The following is a 14,063-nucleotide window of genomic DNA, read 5'->3' on the forward strand; positions in this document are numbered from 1 at the left end:
TGATAGTCCCACCCACCGCCCCAAAATCTCCCCTGTCATCAAGAGGAGACTTTTTCACCATGACAACCGACAACCCCATTCTCGTCATCGGCGCCACCGGCAAGACCGGCGCCCGCGTCGCCTCACGGCTCGCCGCCCTGGGCCATCCCCACCGCGCCGTCTCGCGCCGCTCCGAGCCCGCCTTCGATTGGGAAAAGCCCGAAACCTGGGCACCGGCCCTTGAGGGCATGAAGAGCGCCTACATCACCTATGTCCCCGATCTCGCCGCCGCCGAAGCCCAGGAGAACATCCGCCGCTTCGCCGACGTGGCAAAATCCGCAGGCCTCAAAAAGCTCGTCCTCCTTTCCGGCCGCGGCGAATACGGCGCCGAACTGTCCGAGGAAAAAATCCGCCAGAGCGGTCTCGATTTCACCATCGTCCGCGCCAGCTGGTTCAACCAGAATTTTGACGAAGGCTTTTTCCACTCGTCCATCCTCGACGGTGTCATCGCCCTGCCCGCGGGCAACCGCGTGGAACCCTTTATCGATGTCGACGACATCGCCGAAGTCGCCGTAGCCGCCCTCCTCGACGACAAGCACAATGGCGAAACCTACGAAGTCACAGGCCTCCGCCTTCTTACTTTTGCCGACGCCGCTGCCGAGATCGCCGCGGCCAGCGGTCTCCCGGTGAGCTATGTCCCCATCGACGGCCCCACCTTCCACGCCGCCCTGCTCCCCGCTGTCGGCCCGGAGATCGCCGATCTCATGACCAATCTCTGCGCCGAAGTTTTCGACGGCCGCAACGAACGCCTCGACGATGGCGTGCAGCGCGCCCTCGGCCGCCCCCCGCGCGATTTCTCCGACTATGTGAAAGCCGCAGCCGCCCGCGGCGCCTGGCGCAAGGCCGCGTGATGCTCCGCCTCGCGCAAGCCTATCTCGCCCTCGCCGCCCTCACGGCGCTCTTAGTCGGCCTTGGCATGCTCAGCATGCCGGTGGCCTTCTACGGCAGTTATGGCATCGACCCGACGCTGTCCCCAAGCCTCGCGAGCGAACTCCGCTCCCCCGGCGTCTTGCTGACCACCATCGGCCTCTTCTTCGCCTATGGCGTCATCTCGCCCCAATGGCGCAATCTTGCCCTTTGGGCCGCTGCGGTCTTCTACCTCGGCTACGCCACCGCCCGCACGCTGTCTCTGGCCCTCGACGGTATTCCCTCCAGTGGCCTCTTCGCCGCCGGTGCCTTAGAACTCGCCCTCGGCCTCGCCGCGGCCGCGCTGCTGCTCATCCAGCGTCGCACCATCGCGGCCTGAAAACCTCGGCGCCGACCACTGGCCGGCGCCCCCAACATCCGTTGAAAACCCAATCATGGGTTGAACGTGTCGCCCCCCTCGGATAGACCGCAGCAAATCTGAAGGGATCCGAGCATGGCCGACACGCCCGCCAGCACCTCCTCCGGCGACTTCCCCCCGTTCCGCCAACGACACCTCATTTCCATTGCTGATCTCAAACAGCACGAAATAATTGACCTGCTAGACCGCGCCGAGCGCATGGTCCCGGTAAGCAGGCAGGAGCGCAAATCGCTCCCCACACTTTCCGGCAAAACCCAGATCAATCTTTTCTTCGAGCCGTCCACCCGGACCCAGTCCTCTTTCGAGATCGCCGGCAAACGCCTCGGCGCCCTCGTCGTCAACATGTCGGTCAAAACCTCGTCGGTCTCCAAGGGCGAAACCCTCGTCGATACCGCCGCCACGCTCAATGCCATGCGCCCCGACGTGCTGGTGGTCCGCCACGGCGCCGCCGGCGCGGTGGAACTTCTCTCCCAAAAGGTCGGCTGCTCAGTCATTAATGCCGGCGACGGCGCCCATGAGCACCCGACCCAGGCCCTCCTCGACGCGCTGACCATCCGCCGCCACAAGGGCCGCATCTCCGGCTTGACGGTTGCCATCTGCGGCGACATCGCCAATTCCCGCGTGGCCCGCTCCAATCTGCTGCTGCTCGGCGCGCTCCACGTCCGCACCCGCGTCATCGCCCCGCGCAACCTGCTTCCTCCCGGCATCGAACACCTCGCGACGGAAGTCTTCACCGACATGGAAGAAGGCCTCAAGGGCGTCGATGTCGTGATGATGCTGCGCCTGCAGCACGAGCGCGCCAGCGGCAAAATGATCCCCTCGGTCCGCGAATACTATCGCTTCTACGGCCTCGACGCCGAAAAGCTCGCCTTCGCCAATCCCGACGCCATCGTCATGCACCCCGGCCCCATGAACCGCGGCGTCGAGATCGATCCCGCCATCGCCGATGGCTCCCGCTCGGTCATCACCGACCAGGTCGAAATGGGCGTTGCCGTCCGCATGGCCGTCCTCGACGCGCTGCTCTCGGGAGATCAGGCATGACAAAACCCCTGCTCATTGAAAATGCCCGCATCGTAGACCCCGCCTCGGGTACCGACCAGCGCGGCACCGTGCTCATCGAAAACGGCCGCATTGCCGATCTCGCCCTAGATGGTCCCGTCGGCGTGCCCGATGGCGCCGAGGTCATCAACGCCAATGGCCTCGTCCTCGCCCCCGGCCTCATCGACATGCGCGTCTTCACCGGCGAGCCCGGCTGGGAATATCGCGAAACCCTCGCCTCAGCCGGCGAAGCCGCCGCTGCCGGTGGCGTCACCTCGTTCGTCATGATGCCCGACACCATGCCGGCTGTAGACGACGGCGCCGTGGTGGATTTCCTCGTCCGCCGCGCCAAGGCCACCTCGAAGGTCAACGTCCTCCCCGCCGCCGGCATCACCAAAGGCCTTGCCGGCAAGGACCTCACCGAATTCGGCCTCATGCGCGAGGCGGGCGCCGTCTGCCTCTCCGATGGCCGCAATTCCATCCAGTCCACCGCGCTTTTGCGCACGGCCATGTCCTATGCCGCCAACTTTGACATGACCATTGTCCACCACACGGTGGACACCAGCCTTGCCGGCGAAGGCGTCATGAACGACGGCCTCTTCGCCACCGTGCTGGGACTGAAGGGTATTGCCAGAGAAGCCGAGACCATCCCGCTCTCGCGCGACCTGCAACTCGCCGCTCTCACGGGCGTCCGTTACCACGCCGCTCAGATTTCCACTCAGCGTAGTGTCGAACTCATTCGTGAAGCTAAAAGGTGGGTTGTCCGCGACAAGCTGGCCTCCGAGACCGATCCGGGCACGCGCATTACCGCTGGCATCTCGATCAACAATCTCTGCCTGAATGAAAACGACATTGGCCGCTACCGGACCTATTTCAAGCTCGGCACCCCGCTGCGCTCGGAAGATGATCGCCGCGCCGTCATCGAAGGCTTGCGCTTGGGCGTCATCGACACGATCCACTCCGACCACGATCCGCAGGACAGTGAAGTCAAGCGCCAGCCCTTCGCCGAAGCCTCCACCGGCGCCATCGGCCTTGAAACCCTGCTCGCCGCCGCACTCCGCCTCGTCCATTCGGATGAAGTGCCGCTGCTCACGGTCCTGAAAGCAATGACCAGCCGCCCCGCCGAAATCCTCGGCCTCGAAGCCGGCCGTATCGCCAAGGGCGCGCCGGCCGACCTGATCCTCGTCGATCTCGATTATCCCTGGCAGGTCAGCGAGAACGAGCTTCGTTCGCGTTCCCGCAATACCAGCTTCGAAAATGCCCGCCTCGCCGGCAAGGTCATGCGCACCATCGTCGGCGGCGAGACGGTATTTTTGCATAAGGACTGAGAGCCATAAACTTCCCTCGCCCCTTGTGGGAGAGGGACAGAAATTTCTTCGTCCAGAAGAAATTTCAGGGTGAGGGGTATTCTCTCCTCCGCAAAAGGCTCCAAGTATGGGCTGCGGAAGGATACCCCTCATCCCAACCGAATTCGCAGAAGCGAATTCGGTGATCCTTCGGGCACCTTCTCCCACAAGGGGAGAAGGAAGTCTCGGGGCCTACCAGACCATTCGTTCCCCCACCCAATGGTGCAATAAATGACGCTGTCCATGTATTCGGCCTCGGTGCCGGTCTTCTCGCGCATGCTCAAAAACCTGCTGGCCGTATTCGAAAAGGCCGAGGCTTATGCGGCCGAGCACAATATCGACCTACAGACCTTCGTCGAAACCCGCCTCGCGCCCGATATGATCCCGCTCAGCGGCCAGGTGCAGATCGCCACCGACGGCGCCAAGGGCGTCTCCTCGCGCCTTGCCCAAAAGCCGCTGCCGAGCTGGGCTGACGATGAAGTCACCTTCGCCGACCTCAAGGCGCGCCTGCAGAAGGGCATCGATTATCTCGCGACCTTCACCCCCGAAGAATTCGTCGGCTCCGACGACCGCACCGTCACCATCAAGATCGGCGGCCAGGATACCGAGCTGACCGGCGAGACCTACCTCCTCAACCGCGGCCTCCCGAACTTCTATTTCCACGTCACCACCGCCTACGACATCCTCCGTCACAAGGGCGTGCCGATCGGCAAGCGGGATTATCTGGGCTGACAACCACACGCACCAAACTTCCCCTCGCCCCTTGAGGGAGAGGGACCGGAATTTCTTCGTTCAGAAGAAATTCCAGGGTGAGGGGTATTCTCTCCTCCGCAGAGGAGCGAATTGTTGGCCCCGCGGTACCCCTCATCCGCCCTTCGGGCACCTTCTCCCTCAAGGGGAGAAGTGCAACCCCGCAATTTCTCTAACCGCCATTCGAGCATATCTCTCATGGCCTCCTCGCCTAAAATCGCTCCACCGGAGCGATTTTCACGGCTCGGAGCCTCTTGCCCCATCCCCGCCCCAGCGCTACTCCTTCCGGTAATAAGGGAGAAACCATGCCGATCGATATCCTGCCGCTCATTCTGGCGCTCTTCCTCGGCTATCTCGCCGGCTCCATTCCCTTCGGCCTGATCCTCACCCAGGCCGCCGGCCTCGGCGATATCCGCAAGATCGGCTCGGGCAATATCGGCGCCACCAATGTGCTGCGTACCGGCAATCGCAAGGTCGCCGCCGCAACCTTGGTCCTCGACGCCCTCAAGGCCGCCATCCCCGTTCTCGTCGTCCGCTATTTCTGGGGCGAAGACGCCGCCATGCTGGCCGCCGTCGGCGCCTTCCTCGGCCATTGCTTCCCCGTCTGGCTCGGCTTCAAAGGCGGCAAGGGCGTTGCCGTCATGATCGGCTCGCTCCTCTCCCTCGCCTGGCCCGTCGGCCTCATCTTCTGCGCCGTGTGGCTGCTCATCGCCTATACGAGAAAAATCTCGTCGCTCGCCGCGCTCACTGCCGCCGCCACCGCGCCGATCTTCGCCTATGTCGTTGTTGGCAGCACCGGCCTCACTCTGACAGTTCTCGGCCTCGCGCTCCTCCTCTTCTTCCAGCACCGCGAAAACATCGCCCGGCTTCTCGCTGGCACCGAGTCGACCATCGGCGGCGACAAGAAGGCGAGCTGACCATGCGGGCCAGCGTGATGCCAAAACTCACGCCGGCCCAACGCATCGCCTGGCTGCGTCTCGTGCGCAGCGACAATGTAGGCTCCGTCACCTTCCGCCAGCTCGTCAATCGCTTCGGGTCCGTCGACGCCTCTCTCGACGCCCTGCCCGCCCTCATGCGTGGCGCAGGCCGTCCCTTCCGGCTAACCTCCCCCACCGAGGCCGAGGACGAAATAGCCGCGCTCGACCGCCTTGGCGCCCGTGTGGTCGCCACGGGTGAAGCCGATTACCCACCGCACCTGATCCATATCCCCGCGGCTCCCCCCATCGTCACCATTGCCGGCGGCCAAAACCTCGACTGGCACCGCACCGTCGCCATTGTCGGCGCCCGCAATGCCTCCGCTGCCGGCGCCAAGATGACGCGGCTTCTCACGACCGATCTCGGTGAAGCCGGCTATGTCGTTGTGTCCGGCCTTGCCCGCGGCATCGACACGGCAGCCCACCGCGCCAGCCTCACAACCGGCACCATCGCGGTCCTGGCCGGCGGCCTCGATTGTATCTATCCCGACGAGAACATTCCCCTCGCCAATGAAATCCTCGGCTATGGCGGCGCCCTCGTCACCGAAATGCCGCTCGGCTGGGAACCGCGCGCTCGCGACTTCCCAAGGCGTAACCGTATCGTATCCGGTCTCTCCCTCGGCACCGTAGTCGTCGAGGCCGCTAAGCGCTCCGGCTCCCTCATCACCGCCCGCCTCGCTCTCGAACAAAACCGCGACGTCTTCGCCGTCCCTGGCTCCCCGCTCGATCCACGCGCCGAAGGCGGCAATGCCCTTATCCAGCAAGGCGCGAAACTTATCACCTCCGCCGCCGACATCATCGACAGCATCGGATCAGCCGATCCCAAGCGAAACATGCTGTTCGAAACCGAATGGCAGCCCGACCTCGACGCTCTGCCCGATAGCCCGCCCGGCGCCGACGAGCGCTCGCGCCTTCTTACCGCCCTCTCCACAACCCCCACCGACATCGAAGAACTGCTGGCACAAACGACGATCACGCCCCAAGCCATGCAGATTCTCCTCCTCGAACTCGACCTCGCTGGGCAGATCGAATGGTCATCCGGACAGCTTGTCGCACTGCGCGGCGCGTGAACAAAAACAGTCCCCGTTGACACCGCCCCCTCGGTTCACCATGTTGCGCGCTCTCAGTTACAGCGTTGCGGAACGGGTACTCCATGAAGGTCGTCGTCGTTGAAAGTCCGGCTAAAGCCAAGACAATCAACAAGTATTTGGGCTCGGGCTATGAAGTCCTGGCCAGCTTCGGCCATATCCGTGATCTGCCCGCCAAGGACGGTTCGGTCCGTCCCGACGAAGATTTTGCCATGTCCTGGGAGGTCGACACCGCCTCCAAGAAGCGCGTTGCCGACATTGCCAATGCCCTCAAGGGTGCTGACGGCCTAATTCTCGCAACCGACCCTGATCGCGAAGGCGAGGCCATTTCCTGGCACATCCTCGACGTGCTCCGCCAAAAGAAGGCGCTGAAAAAGGACACGCCCGTGCAGCGCGTCGTCTTCAACGCCATCACCAAGGACGCCGTGACCACGGCCATGGCGCATCCGCGCGATGTCGATATGCCACTAGTGGACGCCTATCTCGCCCGCCGCGCTCTCGACTATCTCGTCGGCTTTACCCTTTCCCCGATCCTCTGGCGCAAGCTGCCAGGCTCCCGCTCCGCCGGCCGCGTGCAGTCCGTAGCCCTGCGCCTCGTTTCCGACCGCGAAGCCGAGATCGAAAAGTTCAAGGCCGAGGAATATTGGTCCGTCGAAGCCTCGCTCTCCCAGAACGGCAAAGGCTTCATCGCCCGCCTGTTCTCCGTCGATGGCAAAAAGACCGACAAGCTCGACATCAAGACCGGCGAAGACGCCGCCGCCCTGAAAAAACTCATCGAAGCCGGCCAGTTCAACGTCTCCAACGTCGAAAAGAAGCCGACCAAGCGCAATCCCTATGCGCCCTTCACCACCTCGTCGCTACAGCAGGACGCCTCCTCGCGCCTCGGCCTCTCGCCGTCCCGCACCATGCAGATCGCCCAGCGTCTCTACGAAGACGGTCTCATCACCTATATGCGTACCGACGCCGTGCAGATGGCGCCTGAGGGCATCGCCATGGCCCGCTCGGTGATCGGCAAATATTACGGCGACGAATATCTGCCGGAAAAAGCGCGTATATATCAGTCCAAGGCCAAGAACGCCCAGGAAGCGCACGAAGCGATCCGCCCGACGGATATGTTTAAGCGCCCCGAGCAGCTCAGCCTTGATGCCGATCAGGCAAAACTCTACGGCCTGATCTGGCGCCGCACCCTTGCAAGCCAAATGAAGTCGGCCGAGATTGATCGCACCACGGTCGACATCGCCGTCAACGTGCCCGGTCGCTCGGTCGAGCTGCGCGCCGTCGGCTCCGTCGTCACCTTCCCGGGCTTCCTCAAGCTCTATGGCGTCGAGGTCAAATCCGACGAGGACACGGAAGACGAAGACAGCCGCGAACTGCCCCCGCTCAAAGTCGGTGACAAGCCGAGCCTCGAAAAGGTCGACATCGAGCAGCACTTCACCCAGCCGCCGAGCCGCTATACCGAAGCCAGCCTGATCAAGAAGATGGAAGAGCTCGGCATCGGCCGTCCTTCCACCTATGCGGCAACGCTCTCCACCCTCAAGGACCGCGACTACGTCCGCCTCGAGGGCAAGGCACTGCACCCGGAAGATCGCGGCCGCATCGTCACCGCCTTCCTCGAAAGCTTCTTCACCCGCTATGTCGAATACGGTTTCACCGCCGGCCTTGAGGAAAAACTCGACGAAATCTCCGACGGCAAGCTCGACTACAAGGAAGTGCTGCGCGAGTTCTGGAAGGATTTCACGGGCAATGTTGAGGAGATCAAGGATCTCCGCGTTTCCGAAGTTCTGGACGCGCTCAACGATCTTCTCGCGAGCCGCATTTTTCCGCCCAAGGAAGACGGCTCCGACCCGCGCCGCTGCCCCACCTGCGGCACCGGCACGCTGTCGCTGAAGCTCGGTAAATTCGGCGCCTTCATCGGTTGCTCGAACTATCCCGAGTGTAAGCACACCATGCAGCTCTCCGACGCGGCCTCCGGTCAGTCCTCGGAAGCAGCTCAGGGTGACGGCGTCCTCGGTACCGATCCGGAATCGGGCGAAGAAGTGCACCTGAAATCGGGCCGCTTCGGCCCCTATGTCCAGCTCGGGGAAGGCAAGGAGCCCAAGCGCTCGTCGCTCCCCAAGGGCTGGGAACCGGGCTCGCTGACGCTCGAAAAAGCGCTTCAGCTCCTCTCGCTCCCACGCGAAGTCGGCCTCCACCCCGAATCCGGCCTACCCATCTCCGCCGGCCTAGGTCGCTATGGCCCCTTCATCCTGCACGATGGCAAATATGCCAACCTGCCTGATGTCGAAGAAGTCTTTACCGTCGGCCTCAACCGCGCCGTCGACCTCCTCGCCCAAAAGGCCGCTGGCGGCTTCAAGCGCGGCGGCGGCGCAGCGGTCGCGGCCATCCAGACCTTTGAGCACGACAACGGCCAGATCACCGTCCGCGCCGGCCGCTATGGGCCATATGTCAACCAGGGCAAGGTCAATGCGACCATCCCCAAGGACGTAAAGCCCGAGGACGTCACCGTCGAACAGGCCATCGAGTGGATCACTGCACGCGCGGCCGCCACCGGCACGAAGGTGAAAAAGGCTCCGGCCAAGAAAGCCGCTGCCAAAAAGCCCGCCGCCAAGGCTACGGCTGAAAAGAAGCCGGCCGCCAAGAAGGCGCCGGCCAAGAAAAAAGTCGCCGCAACGACCGAAGAAGATCCTCCGTTCTGAGGCTTGCCTGAAATCTCCGGAACCGCCATTGTCCGCGCGTTCCGGAGATTTTACCGTGCGCCGCCTGCTCTCTAGCCTTGCCTTTGCCCTGGCCCTCACGTCCGCGGCCCATGCCAATGATCTTCTCGAACCAGCTTTGAGCTTTGCGCCGGGCATCGGCGCGCCACGCGTCGCCGTCACGCTCGATGCCTGCATGGGCGGCGTCGACCACCGCATTCTCGATGTCCTGGTGCGCGAGCATATCCCGGCGACCCTGTTCGTCACCGCCCGCTGGATGAGCGGAAATGCCGAGACAGCAGCCATTCTCGCTGCCCATCCAGACCTCTTCGAAATCGAGGATCATGGCCGCAATCACGTGCCCGCCGTTATCGGCAGCGAAAAGCCCTATGGCATCACGCCCGCCGGCACGCTGGCGGCTGTGGACGACGAGGTACTCGGCGGCGGCGAGGCGATCCTGGCCGGTTTTGGCCGCCAGCCCACCTGGTTCCGCGGTGCCACGGCGCTCTACACGCCCGATGCGATGGATGAGATCAACAAGCTCGGCTATCGGGTCGCCGGTTTTTCCCTCAATGCCGATTTCGGGGCGAGCGCCACAGCCAAAGTGGCCCAATCCCGCATCGAAGGCGCGCAAGACGGCGATGTCATCATCGCCCATATCAACCAGCCCAGCCGCCCCGCCGGCGAAGGCATAGCCGCCGGCCTGCTCACTCTCAAGCAGAACGGCTACATCTTCCTGCGCCTCGACCAGATGCCCTAAACTCAGCCCATCGTCCGGCCGACAAGGCTCAGCCAGTTCTCGAGCGCAATCTTGCGCACCAACGTTTCGCCATAACCCTTGTCCAGCAGCGCCTGCAGCAGTTTTGGCACGCCGGTGACGTCCTTGATCGGCGCTGGCATCACCGCCCCGTCAAAATCGCTCCCCAGCGCCACACCGTCCTCGCCCAGCGCTTCCACCAGCGCGTCGACATGGCGAACCATCAGTTCAATCTCCATGTCCGGCTCCATCTTGCCGTCGGGCCGCAAAAACCCCGTCGCATAGTTGAGCCCAACGACACCCCTGCTCTCGCGGATCGCCGCCAGCTGCCAGTCGGTCAGGTTTCGGGTGGAAGGACAAATCGCAAAAACATTGGAATGCGTCGCCACCAGCGGCTTGGTCGAAATATCAGCCACATCGCGGAACCCTGCGGCATTGAGATGGCTGAGATCAATCATGATCCCCATCCGGTCACACACCCGCACCAATTCCTTGCCCGCATCGCTCAGCCCCGGCCCGATATCGGGATCGGCATTGTGCTTGAACGGCACGCCCGTCCCGAACGCATTGGCCCGGCTCCAGGTGATCCCCAGCGAGCGGAACCCCGCCGCATAAAGCACTTCGAGCGCATTGAAATCGGTGTCGATCGCCTCGGCACCCTCATGGTGATAGATCGCCGCCAGCTTTCCGACCGCAATCGCCGCCCGCAGTTCCGCCTCGCTCCGACACACGGCCAGCGCCCCAGCCTTTTCCAGCCGGAACATCAGCGCCGCCATGGCATTGGTCGAACGCTGCGCCTCGGCAATATCCAGCTCCGGCGGCAATTGTCCGCCCGATGTCGTCGGACTCGCCGCCACGGCGGTCAAATTTGTCCTCAGCGGCGGCGGGAACATCGCGAAGAACCCGCCGGCCATCCCGGCCTCCCTGGCCCGCGGCAGATCGATCTGCGCCTCCGCCATGCCGTTCGTGAACAATTCCACCTTGTTCGTCCGCGGATCATCCAGCAGTCGCAGCAGCGTGTCATTGTGTCCGTCGAAGAAAGGTATGGTCATGGAATCGCCTTGGGTTGAAGGAGCTATTCAACGGAGTTTGGACGGTTAGGGCAAGGTACCGCCCCAGCCACCGGCTTCCCCTCGCCCCTTGCGGGAGAGGGGCCGATTTTCTGCGTTCAGCAGAAAATCAGGGTGAGGGGTATTCTCTCCTCCGCAGAGGAGCGTGTCGCCAGATCGCGACAGGCATCGCGCTTGCCAAACCGCTGGGCCATTCGAGCTTAGCTCTCATGGCTTCGAAGCCTCAAATCACTCCACCGGAGTGATTTGCCCTGCGGGACGGCCCCGAATTGGCAAAAGCCCCGCAATCCCCTACATATCGGGCAACATGACCACCAAAAAAACAAAACCAAAAAACACCTCGGGCCCGAAGCGCAGCGTTCAACAGCGCGCGGGTGAACTGCCCACGCGCGAACAATTGCTGGAGGCCCTCAAGCAGGACGCCGACATCAAGGGCAAGCGCGACCTCGCCAAAGTCTTCGGCATTCGCGGAGACATGCGCCGCCCCTTCAAGGCCATGCTGGCCGAGCTTGAAGGCGATGGCGTCATCACGCGCACCCGCAAGGCGCTGCGCCGCACCGCCGCCCTGCCCCATGTGACCGTCCTCGATATTCCCTCCGACGCCGATCCCGACGCACTCCACGCCTTCCCGGCCCAGTGGAACCCGGAAGAAGGCGAAAAGCCGCGCGTCGAAGTGCTCGTCAGCAAGGATTCCCGCGTCGTCCCGGCTCCGGGCGATCGCATCCTCGCCCGCATCGACGCCGGCGAAGACGAAATTCCGCACTACACCGCCAAGCCGATGAAGGTGCTGGACAAGCCCCGTCGCGGCCAGATCGGCATTGTCCGCATGGACGATGAAGGCGCCCGCCTCATCCCGGTCGATCGCAAGCAGAAGGAAATGCGCATTCCCCTCGGCGATCTCGGAGAAGCCAAGGACGGCGATCTCGTCGAGGTGGAAGTAAAGCTCTCCGGCCGCCTGATGATTCCGCGCGCCCGCGTCACTTCCGTCATCGGCAACCCCGCCTCCGAAGGCGCGGTGTCGATGATCGCCATCCACAACCTCGAAATTCCCTACAAATTCCCGACCAGCGTCATCCGCGAGGCCGAAGAGGCCAAGGAAGCAACGCTCAAGGGTCGCGAAGACTGGCGCGACCTGCCGCTCGTCACCATCGACCCTCCCGACGCCAAGGACCATGACGACGCGGTCCACGCTGCGCCCGACGACGACCCGAAGAACCCCGGGGGCCACGTCGTCACCGTGGCAATCGCCGACGTCGCCGCCTATGTCCGCCCCGGCACCTCGCTCGATCGCGAGGCCTATCTCCGCGGCAACTCGGTCTATTTCCCCGACCGCGTCGTGCCCATGCTGCCCGAGCGCATTTCAAACGAGCTTTGCTCGTTGAAGGAAGGCGAGCCCCGCGCCGCCCTTGCCGTGCGCATGGTGCTCAATGCCGACGGGCACAAGATCAGCCACAGCTTCCATCGCATCCTGATGCGGTCGGCGGCCAAACTCAGCTACCAGCAGGCTCAAGCGGCGATTGACGGCAATGCCGACGACAAGACCGGTCCGCTGCTCGAACCCATCCTGCGGCCCCTGTGGGACGCCTATGACGCCATGGCCGGCGCCCGCGACAGGCGCGGCCCGCTCGATCTCGACCTGCCGGAGCGGAAGATCATCCTCGACGATAAGGGCATGGTCGCCGACATCCGCATCCCCGAGCGTCTCGAAGCCCATCGCCTCATAGAAGAGATGATGATCGCGGCCAACGTCGCGGCCGCCGAAACGCTGGAACAGAAGCGCTCGGAACTGCTCTATCGCGTCCACGATGAGCCCAGTTCGGAAAAGCTGCAGAGCCTGCGCGATTTCCTCGGCAGCCTCGACATCGCGGTGAAGAAGTCCGATTCCGTCCGCGCCTCCGATTTCAACGGGATTCTCGGCCAGGCCCGCAAGGCCGGCAATGTCGAGCAGGTCAGCGAAATGGTGCTGCGCAGCCAGGCGCAGGCCGAATATTCCGCCGAGAATTATGGTCATTTCGGCCTGAATCTCGACCGCTATGCCCACTTCACCTCGCCCATCCGCCGCTATGCCGACCTCATCGTGCACCGCGCCCTGGTCCGAGCACTCGGCCTCGGTGACGACGGCCTCACCGACCAGGAAGCGACAAAGCTTCAGGGCATCGCACAGCACATCTCGGCCACCGAGCGCCGCGCCATGCTGGCCGAACGCGAAACCTCTGATCGCCTCCTGGCCCAGTTCCTGGCGCAAAAAATCGGCGCCCGCTTCGAGGGCCGCATCTCCGGTGTCACCCGCTCCGGCCTTTTCATCCGTCTCCTCGAAACCGGCGCCGATGGTTTTATCCCCGCCTCCACCCTCGGCGAAGATTACTATCGTTATGTCGAAGAGCGACAGGCGATGATCGGCGAGCGCGGCGGCGAAACTTTTACCCTTGGCGACCGCGTTACCGTGCGTCTCCTCGAGGCGGCACCCGTAGCCGGCGCGCTCCGTTTCGAACTTCTCTCGGAAGGCACCCGCGGCAATCCGCCATCTGGCAGACGCCTCCGAAAGGGGCCATCTAGGAGCTTCGGTCCCAAGGGCCGGAGAAAGAGGTAGTTCCATGACCGAGAACGCCACAACTCTCGAAAATCGCAGCGTCGCCCAGGCTATGTGGCGTGGCACGCTTTGCCGTTGCCCTCATTGCGGCAAGGGCAAGATGTTCCGCGCCTATCTGAAAGTCGTCGACCAGTGCGACGTTTGCGGCGAAGAACTCAAGCACCATCGTGCCGACGACTTCCCGCCCTATATCGCCATCACCATCGTGGGCCACATCATCATCTTCCTGATGCTGCACATGGACATGACCTATCACGTCCAGCCGATCACCTATGTGATCACCATGATTCCCCTGGCCATCGTGCTGCCATTGGCGATTCTACCCTCGACCAAGGGCGCCATCGTCGGCCTGCAATGGGCTACCAGGATGTATGGGTTTGGAACTGGCCAGCGCGACTAATCGGCCTGAATGCCATCCCAACCTCAACGTCAT

The 14,063-nt window shown here is 63.3% G+C and carries 12 protein-coding genes; 11 read left to right on the forward strand and 1 reads right to left on the reverse strand.

All coding sequences use genetic code 11. The annotated features are described in order from the left end of the window. Positions 1 to 59 precede the first annotated feature (59 nt). The 9 genes from J7557_RS04715 to J7557_RS04755 all read left to right on the forward strand — a co-directional run bounded on the left by J7557_RS04715 (position 60) and on the right by J7557_RS04755 (position 9,973). Positions 60 to 890: an NAD(P)H-binding protein gene (locus J7557_RS04715; RefSeq protein WP_291417820.1), complete on the forward strand. Its 831-nt coding sequence runs from the start codon at positions 60 to 62 to the stop codon at positions 888 to 890. Next, the gene (locus J7557_RS04720; protein WP_291418300.1) at positions 890 to 1,285 is read left to right on the forward strand and encodes a DUF4345 domain-containing protein; all 396 of its coding nucleotides are present in this window, start codon (positions 890 to 892) and stop codon (positions 1,283 to 1,285) included. Before J7557_RS04715 ends, J7557_RS04720 begins: the two co-directional genes overlap by 1 nt. A 114-nt stretch (positions 1,286 to 1,399) precedes the next feature. Then, positions 1,400 to 2,365: an aspartate carbamoyltransferase catalytic subunit gene (locus tag J7557_RS04725; protein ID WP_291417822.1), complete on the forward strand. Its 966-nt coding sequence runs from the start codon at positions 1,400 to 1,402 to the stop codon at positions 2,363 to 2,365. Beyond that, positions 2,362 to 3,690: a dihydroorotase gene (gene pyrC, locus J7557_RS04730; protein ID WP_291417824.1), complete on the forward strand. Its 1,329-nt coding sequence runs from the start codon at positions 2,362 to 2,364 to the stop codon at positions 3,688 to 3,690. The genes J7557_RS04725 and pyrC overlap by 4 nt, the downstream gene beginning before the upstream one ends. 249 nt (positions 3,691 to 3,939) lie before the next feature. Next, entirely contained in the window at positions 3,940 to 4,440 is a 501-nt protein-coding gene (locus tag J7557_RS04735; protein WP_291417826.1) for a DUF1993 family protein, read from the forward strand. A gap of 323 nt (positions 4,441 to 4,763) precedes the next feature. Continuing rightward, positions 4,764 to 5,375 (forward strand): glycerol-3-phosphate 1-O-acyltransferase PlsY, encoded by a 612-nt coding sequence (gene plsY / locus J7557_RS04740; protein WP_291417828.1) that lies wholly within the window; start codon positions 4,764 to 4,766, stop codon positions 5,373 to 5,375. A gap of 2 nt (positions 5,376 to 5,377) precedes the next feature. After that, positions 5,378 to 6,502: a DNA-processing protein DprA gene (gene dprA, locus J7557_RS04745; RefSeq protein WP_291417830.1), complete on the forward strand. Its 1,125-nt coding sequence runs from the start codon at positions 5,378 to 5,380 to the stop codon at positions 6,500 to 6,502. Between the two features lie 83 nt (positions 6,503 to 6,585). After that, a complete protein-coding gene (topA, locus tag J7557_RS04750) occupies positions 6,586 to 9,216 on the forward strand; it encodes a type I DNA topoisomerase (RefSeq protein ID WP_291417832.1) in 2,631 nt (876 codons plus the stop codon). 28 nt (positions 9,217 to 9,244) lie between these two features. Further along, entirely contained in the window at positions 9,245 to 9,973 is a 729-nt protein-coding gene (locus J7557_RS04755) for a polysaccharide deacetylase family protein (protein WP_291417834.1), read from the forward strand. Between the two features lie 2 nt (positions 9,974 to 9,975). Here J7557_RS04755 and J7557_RS04760 read toward each other — a convergent pair whose 3' ends face one another. Next, the gene (locus J7557_RS04760) at positions 9,976 to 11,022 is read right to left on the reverse strand and encodes a dipeptidase (RefSeq protein WP_291417836.1); all 1,047 of its coding nucleotides are present in this window, start codon (positions 11,020 to 11,022) and stop codon (positions 9,976 to 9,978) included. 325 nt (positions 11,023 to 11,347) lie between these two features. Here J7557_RS04760 and rnr point away from each other — a divergent pair, with 325 nt between their 5' ends. Further along, the gene (rnr, locus tag J7557_RS04765) at positions 11,348 to 13,630 is read left to right on the forward strand and encodes a ribonuclease R (protein WP_291417838.1); all 2,283 of its coding nucleotides are present in this window, start codon (positions 11,348 to 11,350) and stop codon (positions 13,628 to 13,630) included. A 4-nt stretch (positions 13,631 to 13,634) separates the two neighbouring features. Next, on the forward strand, positions 13,635 to 14,030 hold the full coding sequence (locus tag J7557_RS04770; RefSeq protein WP_035078859.1) for a DUF983 domain-containing protein: 396 nt from the start codon (positions 13,635 to 13,637) through the stop codon (positions 14,028 to 14,030). Positions 14,031 to 14,063 lie beyond the last annotated feature (33 nt).

The sequence above is a fragment of the Devosia sp. genome (assembly GCF_017744655.1).
Classification (GTDB): Bacteria; Pseudomonadota; Alphaproteobacteria; order Rhizobiales; family Devosiaceae; genus Devosia.

What these genes read in the sequence shown, in the direction of transcription:
- topA (WP_291417832.1), top strand. Translation starts at nt 6,586, where the DNA reads ATGAAGGTCGTCGTCGTTGAAAGTCCGGCTAAAGCCAAGACAATCAAC.
- J7557_RS04760 (WP_291417836.1), bottom strand. Translation starts at nt 11,022, where the DNA reads ATGACCATACCTTTCTTCGACGGACACAATGACACGCTGCTGCGACTG.
- J7557_RS04770 (WP_035078859.1), top strand. Translation starts at nt 13,635, where the DNA reads ATGACCGAGAACGCCACAACTCTCGAAAATCGCAGCGTCGCCCAGGCT.
- pyrC (WP_291417824.1), top strand. Translation starts at nt 2,362, where the DNA reads ATGACAAAACCCCTGCTCATTGAAAATGCCCGCATCGTAGACCCCGCC.
- J7557_RS04725 (WP_291417822.1), top strand. Translation starts at nt 1,400, where the DNA reads ATGGCCGACACGCCCGCCAGCACCTCCTCCGGCGACTTCCCCCCGTTC.
- J7557_RS04715 (WP_291417820.1), top strand. Translation starts at nt 60, where the DNA reads ATGACAACCGACAACCCCATTCTCGTCATCGGCGCCACCGGCAAGACC.
- J7557_RS04720 (WP_291418300.1), top strand. Translation starts at nt 890, where the DNA reads ATGCTCCGCCTCGCGCAAGCCTATCTCGCCCTCGCCGCCCTCACGGCG.
- rnr (WP_291417838.1), top strand. Translation starts at nt 11,348, where the DNA reads ATGACCACCAAAAAAACAAAACCAAAAAACACCTCGGGCCCGAAGCGC.
- plsY (WP_291417828.1), top strand. Translation starts at nt 4,764, where the DNA reads ATGCCGATCGATATCCTGCCGCTCATTCTGGCGCTCTTCCTCGGCTAT.
- J7557_RS04735 (WP_291417826.1), top strand. Translation starts at nt 3,940, where the DNA reads ATGACGCTGTCCATGTATTCGGCCTCGGTGCCGGTCTTCTCGCGCATG.
- dprA (WP_291417830.1), top strand. Translation starts at nt 5,378, where the DNA reads ATGCGGGCCAGCGTGATGCCAAAACTCACGCCGGCCCAACGCATCGCC.